We start from the raw sequence: 16,926 nt of genomic DNA, 5'->3' as shown, positions 1-16,926 counted from the left end.
CGGCCCAGAGAGACCGAACCCTATAACAATATGCACTGCCGATGGAGAGCCACCATGCACAGCTTGATCCGCCGCAGCCTGTTGACCCTTGCCCTGAGCAGCATCGCCACTTCCCCACTGTTGGCCGCCGAACCCGCGGCCTGCAAGAACGTCCGCCTGGGCGTGGTCAACTGGACCGACGTCATTGCCACCAGCGCCATGGCTCAGGTGCTGCTCGATGGCCTGGGCTACCAGACCAAACAGACCAGCGCTTCGCAGCAGATCATTTTTGCCGGCATCCGCGACAAGCGCCTGGACATGTTCCTGGGTTACTGGAACCCGATCATGACCCAGACCATCACCCCGTTCGTCGACGCCGGGCAGGTCAAGGTGCTCGACAAGCCAAGCCTGGAAGACGCCCGCGCCACCCTCGCCGTGCCGAAATACCTGTATGACAAGGGCCTGAAAACCTTTGCCGATATCCACAAGTTCGAAAAGGAACTGGGCGGCAAGATCTATGGCATCGAGCCAGGCTCGGGGGCCAATACGCAGATCAAGGCCATGATCACCAAGAACCAGTTTGGCCTGGGCAAATTCCAGCTGGTCGAGTCCAGCGAAGCGGGCATGCTCGCCGCGGTCGACCGCGCCGTGCGGCGCAAGGAAGCCGTGGTGTTCTTCGGCTGGGCACCGCACCCGATGAACGTGAACATCGACATGGCCTACCTGGGTGACAGCCAGGACGCCCTCGGCCCGGACGAAGGCCGAGCCACGGTGTGGACGGTGACCGCGCCGGACTACGCCGAACGCTGCCCCAACGCCAACCGCCTGCTGGCCAACCTGAAATTCAGCGCCGAGGACGAGAGCCGCATGATGCAGCCGCTGCTCGACCACAAGGACGCACTGGAATCGGCCCGCCAGTGGCTCAAGGACCACCCCGAGGACAAAGCCCGCTGGCTTGAGGGTGTGACCACCTTTGACGGCAAGCCGGCTGCGGACAACCTCAAGCTCACCGCCAACTGATCCGGCCTCTTCGCCTGTAGGAGCGGCCTTGTGTCGCGAAAGGGCTGCGCCAGCAGCCCCAGGATTTGTGCGCGCTGCTGAAATCTGGGGCCGCTTCGCGGCCCTTTCGCGACACAAGGCCGCTCCTACAAGCGAAAGGGCCAGCACAAACAACACAAGGAACAAAGCCATGAACCACGACGTCATCATCACCTGCGCCCTTACCGGCGCTGGCGACACGGTCGCCAAAAGCCACCTGGTCCCGGTCACCCCGAAACAGATCGCCGAATCCGCCGTCGAAGCCGCCAAAGCCGGCGCCACCGTGGTCCACTGCCACGTCCGCGACCCACAGACCGGCCGTTTCAGCCGTGACGTGGCGCTGTACCGCGAAGTCATGGAGCGCATCCGCGAAGCCGACGTCGACATCATCGTCAACCTCACCGCCGGCATGGGCGGCGACCTGGAAATCGGCCCGGGCGAATCGCCGATGGAGTTCGGCCCCGGCACCGACCTGATCGGCCCGCTGGAGCGCCTGGCCCACGTCGAAGCCCTGCTGCCGGAAATCTGCACCCTCGACTGCGGCACCCTCAACTTCGGCGACGGCAACGCCATCTACGTCTCCACCCCCGCGCAACTGCGCGCCGGTGCCAAGCGCATCACCGAGCTGGGTGTGAAAGCCGAGCTGGAGATTTTCGACACCGGCCACCTGTGGTTCGCCAAGCAGATGATGAAAGAAGGCCTGCTCGAAGACCCATTGTTCCAGCTGTGCCTGGGCATCCCGTGGGGCGCGCCGGCTGATACCACCACCATGAAGGCCATGGTCGACAACCTGCCGGCCAACGTCACCTGGGCCGGCTTCGGCATCGGCCGCATGCAGATGCCGATGGCGGCTCAGGCCGTGCTGCTTGGCGGCAACGTGCGGGTGGGCCTGGAAGACAACCTGTACCTGGACCGTGGCGTGCTGGCCAGCAATGGCCAGCTGGTGGAACGCGCTGCCGAAATCATCACCCGCATGGGTGGCCGCGTGCTCAGCCCGGCAGAAGGCCGGGAAAAAATGAACCTCAAGCGCCGCTGATCCCACTCAGGAGACCAATATGCCCTTCATCACCGAGATCAAGACCTTCGCCGCCCTGGGTAGCGGCGTGATCGGCAGCGGCTGGGTCGCCCGCGCCCTGGCCCATGGCCTGGACGTGGTCGCCTGGGACCCAGCCCTCGGCGCCGAGCAAGCCCTGCGCAAGCGTATCGCCAATGCCTGGCCGGCACTGGAGAAACAAGGCCTGGCGCCAGGTGCATCGAAGAGCCGGCTGAGATTCGTGGCCACCATCGAAGAATGCGTGCGCGACGCCGACTTCATCCAGGAAAGCGCACCCGAGCGCCTGGACCTGAAGCTCGACCTGCACGCCAAGATCAGCGCCGCCGCCAAGCCCGATGCGATCATCGGCTCCAGCACCTCGGGCCTGCTGCCCAGCGAATTCTACGAATCGGCCACTCACCCCGAGCGCTGCGTGGTCGGCCACCCGTTCAACCCGGTATACCTACTGCCGCTGGTCGAGATCGTCGGCGGCAACCGCACCGCACCTGAAGCCATCGAAGCCGCCAGGACCATCTACACCGCCCTCGGCATGCGCCCGTTGCATGTGCGCAAGGAAGTCCCCGGTTTCATCGCCGACCGCCTGCTCGAAGCGCTGTGGCGCGAGGCCCTGCACCTGGTCAACGATGGCGTGGCCAGCACTGGCGAAATCGACGACGCAATCCGCTTCGGCGCCGGCCTGCGCTGGTCGTTCATGGGCACCTTCCTCACCTACACCCTGGCCGGTGGCGATGCAGGCATGCGCCACTTCATGTCGCAGTTCGGCCCGGCGCTGAAACTGCCGTGGACCTACCTGCCCGCACCGGAACTGACCGACAAACTGATCGACGATGTGGTGGACGGCACCTCGGCGCAACTGGGTGAACGCAGCATTGCCGCACTGGAACGCTATCGTGATGACACCCTGCTTGCAGTGCTTGAAGCCGTAAAGAGCAGCAAGCAAACGCACGGCATGTCGTTCGGCGAATGAGGAGCCCCCAATGCCCGCACTGATCATCTATCGCACCCCAGTCCAGGAGGACTGGGTGGACTACAACGGGCACCTGCGCGATGCCTTTTACCTGCTGATGTTCAGCTATGCCACCGATGCGCTGATGGAGCGCATCGGCCTGGATGCCGACAGCCGGGGGCAGAGTGGGCATTCGCTGTTCACCCTGGAGGCGCACATCAACTACCTGCATGAGGTGAAGCTTGGCACCGAGGTGTGGGTGCAGACGCAGATCGTCGGTTTTGATCAAAAGCGCCTACACATCTACCACAGCCTGCATAGGAAGGGATTCGACGGAGTATTGGCGGCTAGCGAGCAGATGCTGCTGCACGTCGACCTGGCAGGGCCTAAAGCCGCACCGTTCAGCCCAATAAGCATTCAGATACTCCAAGAGCTGCTCCATGACCAACACGACCAGGCGGCAGCTTCCTTCGTAGGCCGCCAAATCACGTTATCTTGAACGGCAGCAGCTACCAAACCAGCGCAGACGGGTTACTATTTGATTTCGTCTGCACTGGTACGACCTCCAAGCAGCGGGTACCCAACCTGGGCTATTGCATGCCGAAGGAAACGCGGTGCACTGAGCCGTTCATGTAACCACCTCCTGCACGAGTGCGAACAAGCCCTGGCGGCAAGCCACTGCCCTCGTCCCAATTTCTGATCTGGAAGTTGCCCTTATAGCTACCTGTGAAGCAAAGACTTCGACGGTCGTCGGCGTTAAGGAAACAAAGCTTGGTATTAGCCCCGGGGAAAGCATACACCTTCGCGGAGCGTGATTTTCCGCCGGCTACTACGTCGCATCCTGGAAAATCTGAAATATTGGCCACCTTGCCTTGGTACAGGCGAAACGTACAGGTATCACCTTGATAGTCTGCGAGAGAATAAAGTTTAATAGTTACGGAAGTGTCCAGAGTGTACACGATGTTTCGAACTTTTCCGATCAACGGTTCATGACCAGGAAGGCTTTCTCGCCCCAGCCCATCAGGCAATGTGCCTGATGCATCAAGGTCCGCCACCTGAAAGTTGCCCGTGTAAGACCCGCGGTAACAGGCATAGTCAAAATCGGTGGCGTAGAAACACAACCTCATTCCAGCTTTGAAATTCTGAACTTTAACCGAATGTACTTCATTGCAGTTGGGGCGTATGTCATTGGGGAGAAACTCTAGGCTGCAATGGCGCCCAGAAAAATTCTTTTCGGGGTAGAATTCCAACTCCATAGGTGGCGCAAGCGGCACGGGATAGAAATTCTCTACCGTTTCCCTGCGTTCGTTAAAGAGGCGCGCGACATCATGATGTGCCTCAGTCCCAAGAGGAATGCCCTGATACGTCAGCCGAGGGTTTGAGTGGTACGCAACGCCCGGGCACGTTGGCGAGCAGCCGTACGACATCTGCGTGCGGAACCTGGGCGATCCTGTATATCGATAGCCATACATATAGGGCGGATCGCCCTCCTCCTTACCTTCCTTCCAGTTATGGCTGGCGCCCAAGTTATGACCGAGTTCGTGAGCAAGCGCGTCGGTACAACTAATGACCGAGTGAGCCCGGGCTTTACTCGACGCAAGCCAGGCCTGACCGCATAGCGCAGTCGCTGTAGAATACATCGACACCATATCCGCTCCCAACGCCTCTCTCCTGCGCAAGACATTCCCCGCGAACGGTTGGGCTAGACGGATATCATTCAGTTGCTGTTTGTAATCTCTTCCGGTTTCGTCGTAAGGCTCATCAAAAAAGCCGGCCAGTTCATATGTGATCTGCACGTCACTGTTTTTCATGTACTGGTTAGCAGTGAAAAGCGCCAGGGCGAGTTCAAGCCGATAGTAGGGGCTTTTGGCCCTTCGTTGATCAGTGGCCAGAAACATCACGCGTATTGTGCTGTGCGCGGACTGCGGAACTTTCCCTTGGGTTTCATCGAGCGCCTGCCCTGCTGGGTCGACGAGGGGTTCGCCTTCCGCAGGAAGCTTGGATTCATCAACCTTGATCAGCACATACTGACCCGAGCCGATTGAATCCAGCCGATAACGCTGCCCTTCGACAATTACGCGGCCCGCCAACTTGTCACCCTCACGCACCAAAGAGAGGTAGTAAAGCGGATCGTTTTCGATCTCCGAAGCAGATGCCGCATGGGCCGCTTTCCATGCCGACGGCTTGTAGCCCACCCAACCGTCAATACCCGGTGTGATGGTGGTGAAATCGCGTAAATGAAACTGCGCGGTTTTACCGTCCGGTAAGCTCACCGCCAAATCCTGCGTTTGCTGGCTGATAAGTGCCGGGTTGATCTTCACCAGCGTAAACTCTGCGTTCGCAGGGTCGGCCAGCAATGTGGCCAGGTTGCCGCTAGCCGTGTCTAGCAGGCCCTTGCGCGTAGGGGTGGGTTCTAGGGTGAACAGTTGGGCTGGGGTACTTGTGGCTGCAGTGACGGTGGGACCAGAGGACGAACAGCCCCCAAAAAACATCACTGTTGAAGCCAGCAGAATCCTGTTCCAGATTGCCGTTTTCACATTGCCGCTCCTGAGGACATTCATCACCCTCAGCAGATCATTACCCCAGCTTTACTGTCACCTGACAGAAATGCCAGGTGGATGGATGTGCAGGAACACGCAGTTGGTTTAAAACAAAAAAATAACCCCGGAAAGCCGTGAGCATCCGGGGCCAAGAGCGAGCAACATCCACTGTGCATGATTGAGGGTGACCAAACCCTCGTGGACCGTGAATGGATGCAGTCTGCTGGCTTCCCGGCACCTGCAATTAGCCGGGAGCGACCTGTTCTTAGCCAAACCAGCCATTGCGACATTCTGCCCTTGCGGGCGTGTCGCTGCAGACACAGAATCGGTCGTAAATCACAGCAGCACTCTCTTAGCGATAAAAGGGACAACAGCCATGATGCATGCGGATTTGATAGACCAGGACGACCTGGCAGGCCACCTGCGCGCACGCGGGTTCGACATTCCCGCCGGGGCCAGTGCCGAGCAGGCCTGCGAAGCGGTGGTGCGCGGGCTGACCGAGCCCAATGCGCGGGCGCTCAAGGGCATGGTCGAACAGATGTACACCGGTAGCGCGACGATCTTGCCGGCGGTTCGCCAGGCCATCGACAAGCAGCTGTTGCCGGCGCTGGCCCAGTTCAGCCGCCGCGCCTGATTTCGCCAGTTCCGGCCCTTTCGCGGGGCAAGCCCGCTCCTACAGGGAAATCACCATCCGTGGACGGGTGGATAACCTGTAAGAGCGGGCTTGCCCCGCGAAGAGGCCAGTACAGGCTTACGCAGGTTCGGCCAGTTTCTCCAGCTCAACGGTCCGGTCGAACAACCGTGCCAACCCCTGCTGATGAGTCACCCCCACCACCGTACACCCCGGCAATTCCCGCCTGAGCATCTCCAGCAACGACCGCGCACTCTCGATATCCAGCTGGCTGGTCGCCTCATCCAGGTACAAGGTATCCGGCCGATACACCAGCGCCCGCGCCAGGCTAAGCCGCTGCTGTTCGCCCCCTGAAAACACCCGCTCCCACTCCTGCTCGTCATCCAAGCGGCCACTGAGCCCGACTTTGGACAATGCCTCCAGCAGCAATCGGTCATCCCCAACCACTAACTGTGGATAAGCCAACAACCCACGCAAACTCATGCGCGGCAGGTAAGGCTTCTGCGGCAACAGCAAGCTGCGCCCCGGCGGCAACTGCCACTCGCCCAGGCAGTAAGGCCACAGCCCCTGCAAGGTCCGCAGCAAGGTCGACTTGCCCAGCCCGCTGCGTCCACCCAGGCGCACCCATTCGCCCTGCCCGACGCGCAGGTCGAGTGTTTCCAGCAGCACACCACCATCAGGCTTGCACAGCGTCAGCCCCTGGGTGCACAGGCAGTGCCCCTGTGGCGCCGCAAGCACTTGCTGGCGGCTCGCGGCAATCGCCTGCTCGAACTGCTCCAGCCGCTGCAATGCCGCACTCCAGCGCACCAGCTTGTGATAGAGCTTGATGAACCAGCTGAGCGAGCCGTGCACAGCGTTGAAGGCACTGCGGATTTGCATCAGCCCACCCAGGGTGATGGTCTTGGCCATGAACGCTGGCAACGCGGCGAACACCGGGATGATCAGGCTCAGACGCTCGTAGGAGACGGTGAACAGGCTGAGGTTGCGCTCGCGCCCCATCAGCTGCCGCCAGTTGTCGGCGATGGCGCGAAAGCGCGTGGCCAGGTGCTCGCGCTCGACGGCCTCGCCCCGGTACAGCGCGATCTGCTCGGCATGGTCGCGCTTGCGCAGCAGGCTTGCGCGAAAATCGGCCTCGCGATGCTCACGCTCGTAGTTCAGTGCATGCAGCGGCCTGCCGATCAGGTGCGTCAGCAGGCTGCCGGCCAAGGTGTAGGCCAGAACGATCCACACCAGATAGCCATGCACCGTGAAGGTCTCGCCGAACAGGCTGAAAGTCTGCACACCCGACAGGTTCCACAGGATCAGCATGAACGCGCCAACCTGCGCCAGGTTGATCACCAGGGAGGCCACCAGCTCGATGCTCAGGCCGACCATCAGATCGATGTCCTGGGCGATGCGCTGGTCGGGGTTGTCCGGCTCGCCGGTCAGCCCCAGACGGTAGAACGCCTGGTCGGCGAGCCAGGTGTCGGTCAGGCGCCCGGTCATCGCCTGGCGCCAGCGCAACTCCAGGCCTTTGCGGATGTAGTCCATGGCCACGATGATCAGCACATAGCTGCCCAGGTACAGCGCGTATTCGCCGACCAGGCCATACAGCCCCGCCGTGTCGAACGCGGCCAGGGTGTCATAGAAGGTCTTGCTCCAGCTGTTGATCAGCACATTGATCTGCACCACCAGCAGCCCCAGGCCGATCACCGCTGCCAGCATCAGCCAGGCTGGCCATTGCCGGCGGCTGGCCCAGAACGGGCGACTCAGGCGATAGAACGTACGCAGGGTTTTCACATCGCCTGCTCCAACGCCGCAGGCGATGGCAGCACGCGCAGTTGCACCTGATTAGCACGAGGGAACAGCTGTTTCGCTTGCTGTTGCAGCGCTGGCAGGCTCAAAGCTTCAGGCAGTTGCGTCTGAGTCTGCAAGTAGCGCGGGTCATGCCAGCGGCGGTCACTCAGGATCAGGCGCTTGAACTGGGTTTGCGGGTCTTCGCGGCGTTTGCTCTCCTGGCGCTGGAACTCGGCGCGCTCACTACGCAGCCATTGGGCATCCGGATGCAGCTCGGCCAACGTCTGCTGGGCCATGGCCCACAGCTCGTCGACCCGCGCCGGGTCGCAGGTGAAGCTCAGGCTGCTCTCGATGCGCTGGGTGTCGGCATTCAGTTCGCTTTCGAACCGCAAGCGATACACGCCGGCAGCCTCACCCCGCAGCTGGGCTTTCAGCCGCTGGTTGGCCAGATCGCGCAGCACCGCTACCCGTGCCGCCGCTTCCGGGCTCCAGGCCTGGGGCTGATAGCTGCTGGCTTGCAGAACGGCACGCGGTTCCAGCGCGATCGCCAGGTCATCACGACGCTGGCCGGGCTGTTGCAAAGCCTGCTGGCTACCCAACGGCGCTGTACGCGGGATGGTCGCGAGCAGTTCACCGACCATTTTCTCCAGCGATTCCGGCGCCGTGTCCGCCATCAGGTAATAGGTCACCGGCGCACCCGCCAGGCGCTTCCAATCGGCACTCAGCTGTTCGGCGCTCAGTTGTTCAAGGGCGTCGATATCCGGTGACCGCCAATGGTCGAGGCCGTACTTGAGCACACGCTGCCGGCTTTCCTGCAGCCCGCGTACGTCAGCCGGGCGGCTGCGCAGGCGTTGCAGCAAGGCATCGCGCGTGGTGCTGAACACTTCCGGGTCGATGCTGGCCAGTTGGCTTACCCGATAGCTCTGCATCAGCGCCAGCAGTTGCTCCGGTGCTGCGCCAAGGTTGAGTTGCAGGCGCTGGGGCTGCTGGTCGAAGCCAAGCGTGGCGTGCTGTTCCTGGCGCCAGGTTGCCAGAGCCTGCTGATCCATCCCGGGCAGGCCGCTGTGCATGGCCAGTTGCGCGGCCATCTGCAAGCGCCACGCCGGGGTACCGGCAAGGTGATAGCCAGCGGACGAATCGACCTGCAGTAACCACTTGCCTTCCGGGCCATTACGCTTGAGCCAGACCAGGCGATCACCGTTGCTCAGTTGCCAGTACTCGACCTGCTGTTCAGGGAAAACCTTGCGCTCAACGATGCTGCCAGTACCCACCGCTGGGGGCATGACCAGCCTGGGCGGCGCAAGCGCAACCTTTGCTTGCCGGGCTGGCGCGCTGAGTGCGCGAGCGGCCAGTTCGGCCTGCTGCTGCTCAACCTCGGCGACACTCGGCAACACCACGTCGGCACTGCCTGCGGCGCTGAACTGCAGCACCCGGTCCGGACTGGCGAGCCAACGCCGCAGGCGCGCATCGAGATCAGCGCGCTCGATGCTACCCAGCACCTCAAGATAGCGCTCGGCGACAGCCTGGCGTTCGCTGAGCGCATTGCCCTGCACGGCAGCATTGTTAAGCTGCTCGACCCATTGTTCGAAGGTACGCAGCCCGTGGTTGGCCAGCGTCTTGTCGCCCAGCTTGCGAATGTGTTCGCGCTCGCGCTGCAGATCTGCCTGGGTGAAGCCGTGCTGGCGCAACCGCTCGATCTCGGTCAGCAATTGCTGCAATGCCTGGGCGTGAGCCTGGCCTTGGACACTGGCGGCGACGCCCAGCACACTGGAATGCTCGCCGATCAGGGTCTTCTGCACGATCAGGCTGCCCACACCAGGCTCGCGCGGCTGGCGGCGCAGGCTGTCGAGCATGGCGGCCAGGGTCATGCGGTCGATCAGCCGTTCGCGCAAGGCGGCACGCGTTGTGCCGCGGCTGTCGGGTTCGTGGGCGCGGAACAGCATCGCCACCTGATTGCTGCCCGACTGCGGGTCCTGCAGGCGGAATACCTTGAGCTTGTCGTCCAGCGGCAACTCACGCTGCTCACGGCTCGGCACTGCACCAGCCTTGGCCGACCCGAAGGCCCGTTCGATCTGCGCCAGCATCACCTGCGGATCGAAGTCGCCCACGGCTGACAGCACCATGTTGTTCGGCAGGTACCAACGCGCCTGATAGGCCTTGAGGCTGTCCAGGCTGGCCGAGCGGATTGCCGCTTCGTTGCCGATGGTGCGGTGCCCGGGATAGCGCGAGCCGACCCGCTGCGAAGCGGTGCGTTGCTCATTCATGCGTTGTGCCACGCCCAGCCCGCCACGCCATTCCTCGATCACGATCGGGCGCTCGCGCTCCAGGTCCTGGGCGTTGTAGTCACCGTCGAAGGCCAGATCGGCCAGCGCCTGCAATGCCTGCGGGGCCTGGCGAACGCCAGCGGGCGGGCCGATCAGGTATTGGGTGCGCTCGTAGTTGGTCACCGCATTGAAGTGGCGGCCCTGCACCCAACCCAGGCCGGTCATGCGCTGGCGCAGGTTCTGGCTGCCGCCGGCGCGGCTGTGGAAGGTCAGGTGCTCGACCATGTGCGCCACGCCGACCTGGTCGTCGGCTTCGTCCACCGAGCCGGCCTTGACCGTCAGGCGCAGGTCCAGGCGGCCGGTTTGCGAAGGTTCGCGCACCAGGCGATAGGCCAGGCCGTTGGCCAGTTGGCCATGCACCACCTGGGCATCCCAGGGCAGAGGCGCGTCGGGTTCGTTCACTGTGGCGCAGGCGCCGAGCAGCAGCGGGCCGAGCAGGCCCGCGATGAGCTTGTTCATCAGGTTATCCACGGTGTTGTTATGGGGTCAGAAGCGGTAGCCGACTTCCAGCCAGTACTGGCGGCCGACTTCGTAGCTCACCAGGCTCACCGACTCACGGCTGGTGATCTTGTTGACCTTGTCGGTGACGTTGGTGATATCGACGTTGACGAAGAACGCCTGGTCCTTGCCGGTGGGGATGTCCCAGGCCAGTTTCATGTCCCAGGTCGGGGCCGCCGGCGTGGCCACGGTCTCGTAGCGGCTGAGCACCTCGCCGTCGACCTCGATGTCCTCATCCAGGTTGACGACCTGGTCGTACGCACCGCGATAGCGCAGGAAGTTGCTGATCGACAGGTTCCACTGGGGGATGTCGGTGATGGTAGTCAGCCGCGCGGTCCAAGGCCGGTTGTAATCGCTGCCCGGCAGTTCGTTGTAGGGGATGCGCTTGCCGTCGAGCACCACATCGTTGCCGGCCAGCTCGTCACCGTCCAGGCCGGCCTCGTAGGTCGAGCCGTAGCCACTTTTCGTCCGCGACCAGTCCAGGGCCAGCTGCACACTGGTGCTGGTGCCCCTGAAACGCAGCGGCTGCATCGGCGTGACGGTCAGGCTGAGGTTCTCGGTTTCGCTGGTGCCGGCGTTGAGGTAGGCGTAGTAGTCCTTGCTGTAGCCCTCCGGAATATCCTTGGCATCCAGGTTGTAATAGGGCCGAGTGCGGTAGATCTGGCCCTTGCCCTTGCGGTTGACGTACTTGAGCTGAAACTCGGTGTCGAACCAGCGCTGGTTGAGCCCCAGCATCAATTCATCGTCATAGGGGATGTCCATGCTGGAGAACTTGCTCATGTTCTTGTTCTGGCTGGACAGGACCCAATCGCTGGTCTGCGTGGCGCGGGTATAGCGCGAGGTGAACTGCTGGCGGCCATCGGCCAGGCGATACTTGAACAGGTTGCGGCCGTAATAGCGGTTGGCACCGAACACCAGTACCGTGCTGCGGTCGCCGAAGAAGTCGTAGTCGCCGGCAAAGCGTGGCGCCAGGCTTTTCTTCTCCATGTAGTCGTCGCCCTCGAAGCGCAAACCGGGGCGCAGGGTGAGGTTGCCGTAGCCGATCTCGTCCTGCGCGAACAGCGCGTACTTCTTCTGCGTCATTTCGATCTCGCCGGCGCCGTAGACCATCATCGCCGAGCCCCACTGGCGGTTGTTGCCGTTGAGCAACTGGCCGTTCGAGCACCAGCGGTCGCCGCCGCTGCACAGGCCGTTGTCGCGCTTCAAGGTGGTGATCGACAGGGCGTCGTCCTCACGTTCCCAGCTCGCCCGCTGATAACCCAGCTCCAGGCCAGTGGTCAGGCTATGCGCGGCCGCGCCGAGGCTGAAGGTCTGCCAGTCGGCCTTGAGCTTGTAGTCGAGGCTGCGCTGGGTCTGGTACAGGCTGCCGAACCCACCCTCGGCGCTGCGCGCGTTGCTGTCGTCAGGGTTGCCCCAGTCCTTGGTGTCGGACCAGTACCACTTGATCTCTTCATTGCGATCGGAGTCGCGCGAGGCATACAGGTTGCTGACCGCCAGTTGCTGCGTCCAGCGCGCGTTGTCGCCCTCGTAGATGGCCTTGAACGAGCCCTGCCAGCCACCATTGATGTTGGTGTAGCCCGAGTCGCGGTAGTCCTCGCGGTAGTAGGTGTTCTCCTGCGGAGCGTAGACGATCGAGGTGTCCAGGGTCAGGCGGTCGCTGACGTTCCAGTACGTTTTGAGCAGGAAGTTGTCCAGCGCCCGGGTCTGCTCCTGTTCGTTGTCGTTGTCAGGGCTGTTGTAGCCGTTGGCATAGGTGCGCAGCGGCAGGTACGAGCGCTTCTGCGAGAAGTTGAACAAGGCGCCGAAATCGTCGGTGAAGTGCCCTTCGAGCGTGCCGCGCAGGGTGGTCTTGGTGAACTCGGGCTGGTTCTTCTCGTTCGACGAGGTGTCGAAGGTTTCCTTGTTTTCCCGGGTGATGTGGTAGCTCGTCCACTCCGAGCGGGTCATGGCGTAGGACAACTTGCCATGCAGGTCGTGGCTGGGGCGACGGGTGATGGCATCGACCACGCCGCCATTGAAGCCACCGTACTCGACCGGCACGTTGCTGTCGTAGACCTTGATCTCCTCGAGCAGGTCGGCGTCCAGGGCGATGCCGTGCGAACGGCTGGGCGCCGAGTCGAACTGGCGGGTTTCGTTGTAGCCGTGGGCACCGGGGTCGAGGTCGTTGTTGATCGAGATGCCGTCGATCATGAAGTTGTTCTGGTAGAACTTGGCGCCGTTGATGCTGATGTCGGCAGGGTCGATTTCGCCTGGCGTGTTGGAGCTCTTCTGCGCAGTGCTGAACTGCACGTTGGGGTGCATCTGCAGCAGGGTGGTGATGTCGCCGTTGGCACCAGGGAAGGCCTGGATCGCCTTGCGGTCGATGACCTTGGCGCCCATGTAGCTGTTCTCTTCGGTGTCGCCGAGGATCACCGTGTTGTGCAGTTCGACGGCACCGTTGTCGGCCTGCAGCAGGCGAAACATCAGGGTGCCGTATTCGTAGTCCCAGGTGATGCCGGTGCCCAGCAACAGCTGCGCCAGCGCAGCCTCGCTGCTCAGATGGCCACTGACGGCGGTGGACTGCTGGCCTTCGAGCAGGTCCGGGTCGACCGACACCTGCAGGCCGCTTTGCTGGCCGAAGGTGATCAGGGCGATGGCCAGTTTCTGGGCCGGAATGTCGAACGCGTGGACCTGGGCCAGTTCCGAACCTGGCTGGGTCGCTTCTTCGGCAGACGCAGGCAGCATCGCCAGCACACTGCACATGCCGAGCACCCCGGCCCCCGCCACAGATTTCAGGCGCAACGACCAACCCCGCGCACCGCGCGGCTTCCGGCTTGTTGTTTGAGTCATCCCACATCCCCGCCCCGGACAGTCGCCGGGCAGCAAAATTGAATACGAATCGATATCAGTTGTTGCGCGCGAGGGAGAAGACGGGGCAGTGCGGGGAATTTTCAGGAAATTGTGAAATTATTTTTTTGGGGATCGTGGTGGGTTTTAGAAGGGCCCGTTTTGAGTGCTCTGGCGCCTGTGAGATCGAGCGCCGCCCGCGCGGCGCTCGATCTCACAGGCGCTGAAAATCTCACGGTGAACACACGGAGGCCCCCGCTGATCTCAAGGCTTACCGAGCACCAACAGCCAGGGCCCATAACTGCGCACTTCTCAACCATGCGGCCGGATCACCGCGCGCAAGGCCGTCTCAGGCTTGCGCAGGTCATAAACCCCAGTGACACGCTTGTTGCCAACGCTTCATCGCGCAGCACCACCTGTCCCGGCAGGTATTGCGCCAGCACCTGCACCACCTCAGCCACACGCTGGTCATCGGCGATCAACTGCGAAGCCTGTCAGCGAGATCGGCCATCGATAAACGTAACGTTTATAGCCGAGCCCTTCAAAAGCCGCCAAAATCCAGCTAGAAACTATAATCCCGTCAACTCATGCAGATGTAAAGCAAGGCAACAAAATGCCAGCCAACCCAAAACGTGTGGAAGGCCCCAACTAGCTGAACTGGATGTAACAAGGAAGATCGAGTAAATGGACTTTTTAAACAGGATCCCAACATGGGACGAAATAGAGCGAAATCTTGAAACCAAATTTGGCGAGTTAAACCAAGGCATTCAAACGTCTTGGCATGATACTACCCACAGCTGGGATGGATTTACACGACGTTTAAACCATCAATTTGATCGAGCTTATGGGAGCATAGGAGGAGATCGAATTGATGCCGTCCGCGAGGCACTTTACCGCGCAGAGCCTATTTTTTTAGAGCGAGTCAGGCAACATTGGTCAGCGATTAACATAAACCAGATAATCGACATACTTCGCACGCTTGCAAAAGAAGTATCCATGATTCTTGGAGGCAGCATAGCCATTGGTTCCATTGTAGGCGGGGCTGCTGGCTCACTGGCGTTTGGTGCAGGAGCAGCTCCCGGTGCGATTGCCGGAGGCGCTATTGGACTGGAAGTTGGCAATCTCGTACTTGTCGGCTTAGGCTTATCAGCAATCACTGAGTACTTCCTTCTTGGAGCACCTCAATGCCTAGCCACACTTCAAGATGGTATTATTACTGCCTGGCAGTCCGAGGATGGATTACCGAGTGGGCTTGATCCAACCGGAGGATCTGCAGCTCGACGAGAGGAGATGATAAGCCGAGCCGCCAACCAACTGGCCAGAGGACAGGAGCAACTGATCCAATTGCTACTCTCTGCAATAGTCGCTTACCTATTGCGCGGTCCGATCAACTCCGGCATTTCCAACAGCATGGAAAGCATTGCTTCTAGAAGTCTGAATTTCCAGGCTGAACTGACAAACAGCGCACTAGCCTCTTGGCTAGGCAAGAACCAGATCGCAATATTGTCGCACCCGGAACTGCAGCCACCATCAGGACAAGCCTTAACAAAAATCAGGACATCAACCGAATTTGAGGCCCCAAAATGGGAGAACGTTCGATTTAGAGCCGATGGTGATTTCGGGAACCTACCTGCACTGAGACAGCTGTATGTCCGAGAAGTTTTCGATCTGCAGCAACGTGTAGCCGCAATGAGAGGCTCGACAGAGAGCCTTGAGGCGATTGCAAAATTCGCCTATTCCTCCCGCACAAAAATCAAGTTAAAGTACAGAGAGTTTACACCTCCAGACCTTTTGAAAACAATTGACGAGCGCAACATAGGAAAATACGGCGACAAACTCGGACCAACATTTGAATGGCTTGTTGAAAAAGGCAAGTCTTTTGAGCAAATCATCGAGAGCGCAACTCGCTCCGGCGGTGGAGACTTATTTTAATGAATAGCCTAAGACTGGACGCTTTAAACATAGAAACCATGCACTCTGGGCGAGCCTGCCTCAATTTAACTTCACACATAAATTGGGATGACTTCCCGGAATATGCAAAAGCAGTACTTAATCTACTTGATGGCAACATCGATAAAAAAACTGACGCTATCGACATAAGAGTATGGGAGGTGACTATTGACAAAGAAAGATTTTATCTGACCTACGATGACTTCCCGGTGATGGTTTCCATTGAGTCCTTGAGCTCAAGAGGGGACGTATTACTATCCGACTTCAAGATCAAACTTGAAAGTTAGGCTACCTAGCAGTGCGATGTACTATGTAATTCTCTAGAGAGCCCTCTCTGCGCCGAGGCTCTCTCCCCCTCTCTTAGCTAGCGGCGCCCTATATCATCAAGGCTTCGCTGATACCAACAGCCAAGGCCCATAACTGCGCACTACACCCCCATGGGGCCGAATCACCGCTCGCAGGGCCGCCTCAGGTTTGCGCAGGTCATACACGCCAGTGACACGCTTGTTGCCCAACGCCTCATCGCGCAGCACCACCTGTCCCGGCATGTACCGCGCCAGCTCCTGCACCAGCTCTGCTACGCGCTGGTCATCGGCAATCAACTGCCCCTGACGCCAAGCCGCTGCCTGCGAAGGCACGAAGGTTTTTACCTGTACGATGCCCTCGACATAACGCAAGCGCTCTCCGGCCGTGAGGGCATCCGAGAGCACATGCCCATCAGCAGCATCTTCTACCCGCACCGAGCCATGCTGCACATCCACCCCCGCCCTGCCCGGCCGCAGCGCTACGTTGAAGGCGGTGCCGGTCACCGTCACCTTGATCGCATCGGCGCGCACATGGAACGGCTTGGCCTTGTCGGGCTTGACCTCGAAGAACGCTTGGCCCGTGAGCAGCTTCACGTCGCGATGACCGCCGGAATAGTCCACGGCAATGGCTGTGTCGCTGTCCATCTGCACCACGCTGCCGTCGGCCAGGGTGATATCGCGGGTTTCGCCCTGGGCGGTGCGGTAGTCGGCTTGCAGACGCAGGCTCAAGGAGGGCGCGACGGCGATCAGCAGGCAGGCCGCAACAGCAGCGCCCAGCCACCAGCGACGCCGCCGCGCAGGTAGTTGCACCACCGGCGCCTTGGGCCATTGCTCGGTGGTGGTCGGCGCCAGCTGCCCAGTGAGCTGCCAGACCCGCTCGGCCTTGCGATAGGCCTCGGCGTTGGCCGCGTCGCTCGCGCACCACTGCTCGAACTCACCGCGCAGCAGCGGATCGTGCGGGGCCTGCTGCAAGCGCAGCAACCAGTCCAGGGCCTGCTCGCGGCGACGGGTGATGAGGTCTGCTGACGTCATGTCGGGCAAGGCTCCTGGGGGCTCGAA

At 61.0% G+C, this 16,926-nt stretch carries 13 protein-coding genes; 7 read left to right on the top strand and 6 right to left on the bottom strand.

What is annotated here, in order from left to right; translation table 11 throughout:
- Positions 1–54 precede the first annotated feature (54 nt).
- The 4 genes from choX to QME24_RS12955 all read left to right on the top strand — a co-directional run bounded on the left by choX (position 55) and on the right by QME24_RS12955 (position 3,516).
- Positions 55–999, top strand: a complete 945-nt coding sequence (gene choX, locus QME24_RS12970; protein ID WP_054905538.1) for a choline ABC transporter substrate-binding protein — start codon at positions 55–57, stop codon at positions 997–999.
- A gap of 169 nt (positions 1,000–1,168) precedes the next feature.
- Positions 1,169–2,053, top strand: coding sequence for a 3-keto-5-aminohexanoate cleavage protein (locus QME24_RS12965; RefSeq protein ID WP_054886697.1), 885 nt, complete (start codon positions 1,169–1,171; stop codon positions 2,051–2,053).
- 19 nt (positions 2,054–2,072) lie between these two features.
- Complete coding sequence (locus QME24_RS12960) at positions 2,073–3,038, top strand: L-carnitine dehydrogenase (protein WP_192441472.1); 966 nt, start codon at positions 2,073–2,075, stop codon at positions 3,036–3,038.
- A gap of 10 nt (positions 3,039–3,048) precedes the next feature.
- The gene (locus tag QME24_RS12955) at positions 3,049–3,516 is read left to right on the top strand and encodes a thioesterase family protein (RefSeq protein WP_280091775.1); all 468 of its coding nucleotides are present in this window, start codon (positions 3,049–3,051) and stop codon (positions 3,514–3,516) included.
- Positions 3,517–3,607: 91 nt separating this feature from the next.
- On the opposite strand, the gene QME24_RS12950 is transcribed toward QME24_RS12955, so the two are convergent.
- Positions 3,608–5,554, bottom strand: a complete 1,947-nt coding sequence (locus QME24_RS12950; protein WP_280091776.1) for a zinc-dependent metalloprotease family protein — start codon at positions 5,552–5,554, stop codon at positions 3,608–3,610.
- 379 nt (positions 5,555–5,933) lie between these two features.
- Between QME24_RS12950 and QME24_RS12945 the strand changes: the two genes are divergently transcribed.
- Positions 5,934–6,191, top strand: a complete 258-nt coding sequence (locus QME24_RS12945) for a hypothetical protein (protein ID WP_159412923.1) — start codon at positions 5,934–5,936, stop codon at positions 6,189–6,191.
- 117 nt (positions 6,192–6,308) lie between these two features.
- On the opposite strand, the gene QME24_RS12940 is transcribed toward QME24_RS12945, so the two are convergent.
- The 4 genes from QME24_RS12940 to QME24_RS12925 form a co-directional block, all read right to left on the bottom strand.
- Complete coding sequence (locus tag QME24_RS12940; protein ID WP_212624043.1) at positions 6,309–7,967, bottom strand: ABC transporter ATP-binding protein/permease; 1,659 nt, start codon at positions 7,965–7,967, stop codon at positions 6,309–6,311.
- Positions 7,964–10,747 carry a pitrilysin family protein gene (locus QME24_RS12935; RefSeq protein WP_280091777.1) on the bottom strand — a complete coding sequence of 928 codons (2,784 nt, stop codon included), beginning with the start codon at positions 10,745–10,747 and terminating at the stop codon, positions 7,964–7,966. Before QME24_RS12935 ends, QME24_RS12940 begins: the two co-directional genes overlap by 4 nt.
- A 27-nt stretch (positions 10,748–10,774) precedes the next feature.
- Positions 10,775–13,567 (bottom strand): TonB-dependent receptor, encoded by a 2,793-nt coding sequence (locus QME24_RS12930; protein WP_280091778.1) that lies wholly within the window; start codon positions 13,565–13,567, stop codon positions 10,775–10,777.
- 374 nt (positions 13,568–13,941) lie between these two features.
- A complete protein-coding gene (locus QME24_RS12925; RefSeq protein ID WP_177331340.1) occupies positions 13,942–14,094 on the bottom strand; it encodes a hypothetical protein in 153 nt (50 codons plus the stop codon).
- A gap of 202 nt (positions 14,095–14,296) precedes the next feature.
- Here QME24_RS12925 and QME24_RS12920 point away from each other — a divergent pair, with 202 nt between their 5' ends.
- A complete protein-coding gene (locus QME24_RS12920) occupies positions 14,297–15,544 on the top strand; it encodes a DUF6861 domain-containing protein (RefSeq protein WP_192441464.1) in 1,248 nt (415 codons plus the stop codon).
- Positions 15,544–15,849 (top strand): DUF3630 family protein, encoded by a 306-nt coding sequence (locus tag QME24_RS12915; RefSeq protein ID WP_054905529.1) that lies wholly within the window; start codon positions 15,544–15,546, stop codon positions 15,847–15,849. The genes QME24_RS12920 and QME24_RS12915 overlap by 1 nt, the downstream gene beginning before the upstream one ends.
- 96 nt (positions 15,850–15,945) lie before the next feature.
- Here QME24_RS12915 and QME24_RS12910 read toward each other — a convergent pair whose 3' ends face one another.
- Positions 15,946–16,899, bottom strand: a complete 954-nt coding sequence (locus tag QME24_RS12910; protein ID WP_235768338.1) for a FecR family protein — start codon at positions 16,897–16,899, stop codon at positions 15,946–15,948.
- Between the last annotated feature and the right edge of the window lie 27 nt (positions 16,900–16,926).

It is taken from the genome of Pseudomonas sp. PARCl1, assembly GCF_947311875.1.
Classification (GTDB): domain Bacteria; phylum Pseudomonadota; class Gammaproteobacteria; order Pseudomonadales; family Pseudomonadaceae; genus Aquipseudomonas; species Aquipseudomonas juntendi.
This window is presented reverse-complemented; position numbering and strand designations above follow the sequence as displayed.

Coding starts and splice junctions, on each gene's coding strand:
- choX (WP_054905538.1), top strand. CDS start 55: ATGCACAGCTTGATCCGCCGCAGCCTGTTGACCCTTGCCCTGAGCAGC.
- QME24_RS12960 (WP_192441472.1), top strand. CDS start 2,073: ATGCCCTTCATCACCGAGATCAAGACCTTCGCCGCCCTGGGTAGCGGC.
- QME24_RS12910 (WP_235768338.1), bottom strand. CDS start 16,899: ATGACGTCAGCAGACCTCATCACCCGTCGCCGCGAGCAGGCCCTGGAC.
- QME24_RS12965 (WP_054886697.1), top strand. CDS start 1,169: ATGAACCACGACGTCATCATCACCTGCGCCCTTACCGGCGCTGGCGAC.
- QME24_RS12935 (WP_280091777.1), bottom strand. CDS start 10,747: ATGAACAAGCTCATCGCGGGCCTGCTCGGCCCGCTGCTGCTCGGCGCC.
- QME24_RS12955 (WP_280091775.1), top strand. CDS start 3,049: ATGCCCGCACTGATCATCTATCGCACCCCAGTCCAGGAGGACTGGGTG.
- QME24_RS12945 (WP_159412923.1), top strand. CDS start 5,934: ATGATGCATGCGGATTTGATAGACCAGGACGACCTGGCAGGCCACCTG.
- QME24_RS12915 (WP_054905529.1), top strand. CDS start 15,544: ATGAATAGCCTAAGACTGGACGCTTTAAACATAGAAACCATGCACTCT.
- QME24_RS12920 (WP_192441464.1), top strand. CDS start 14,297: ATGGACTTTTTAAACAGGATCCCAACATGGGACGAAATAGAGCGAAAT.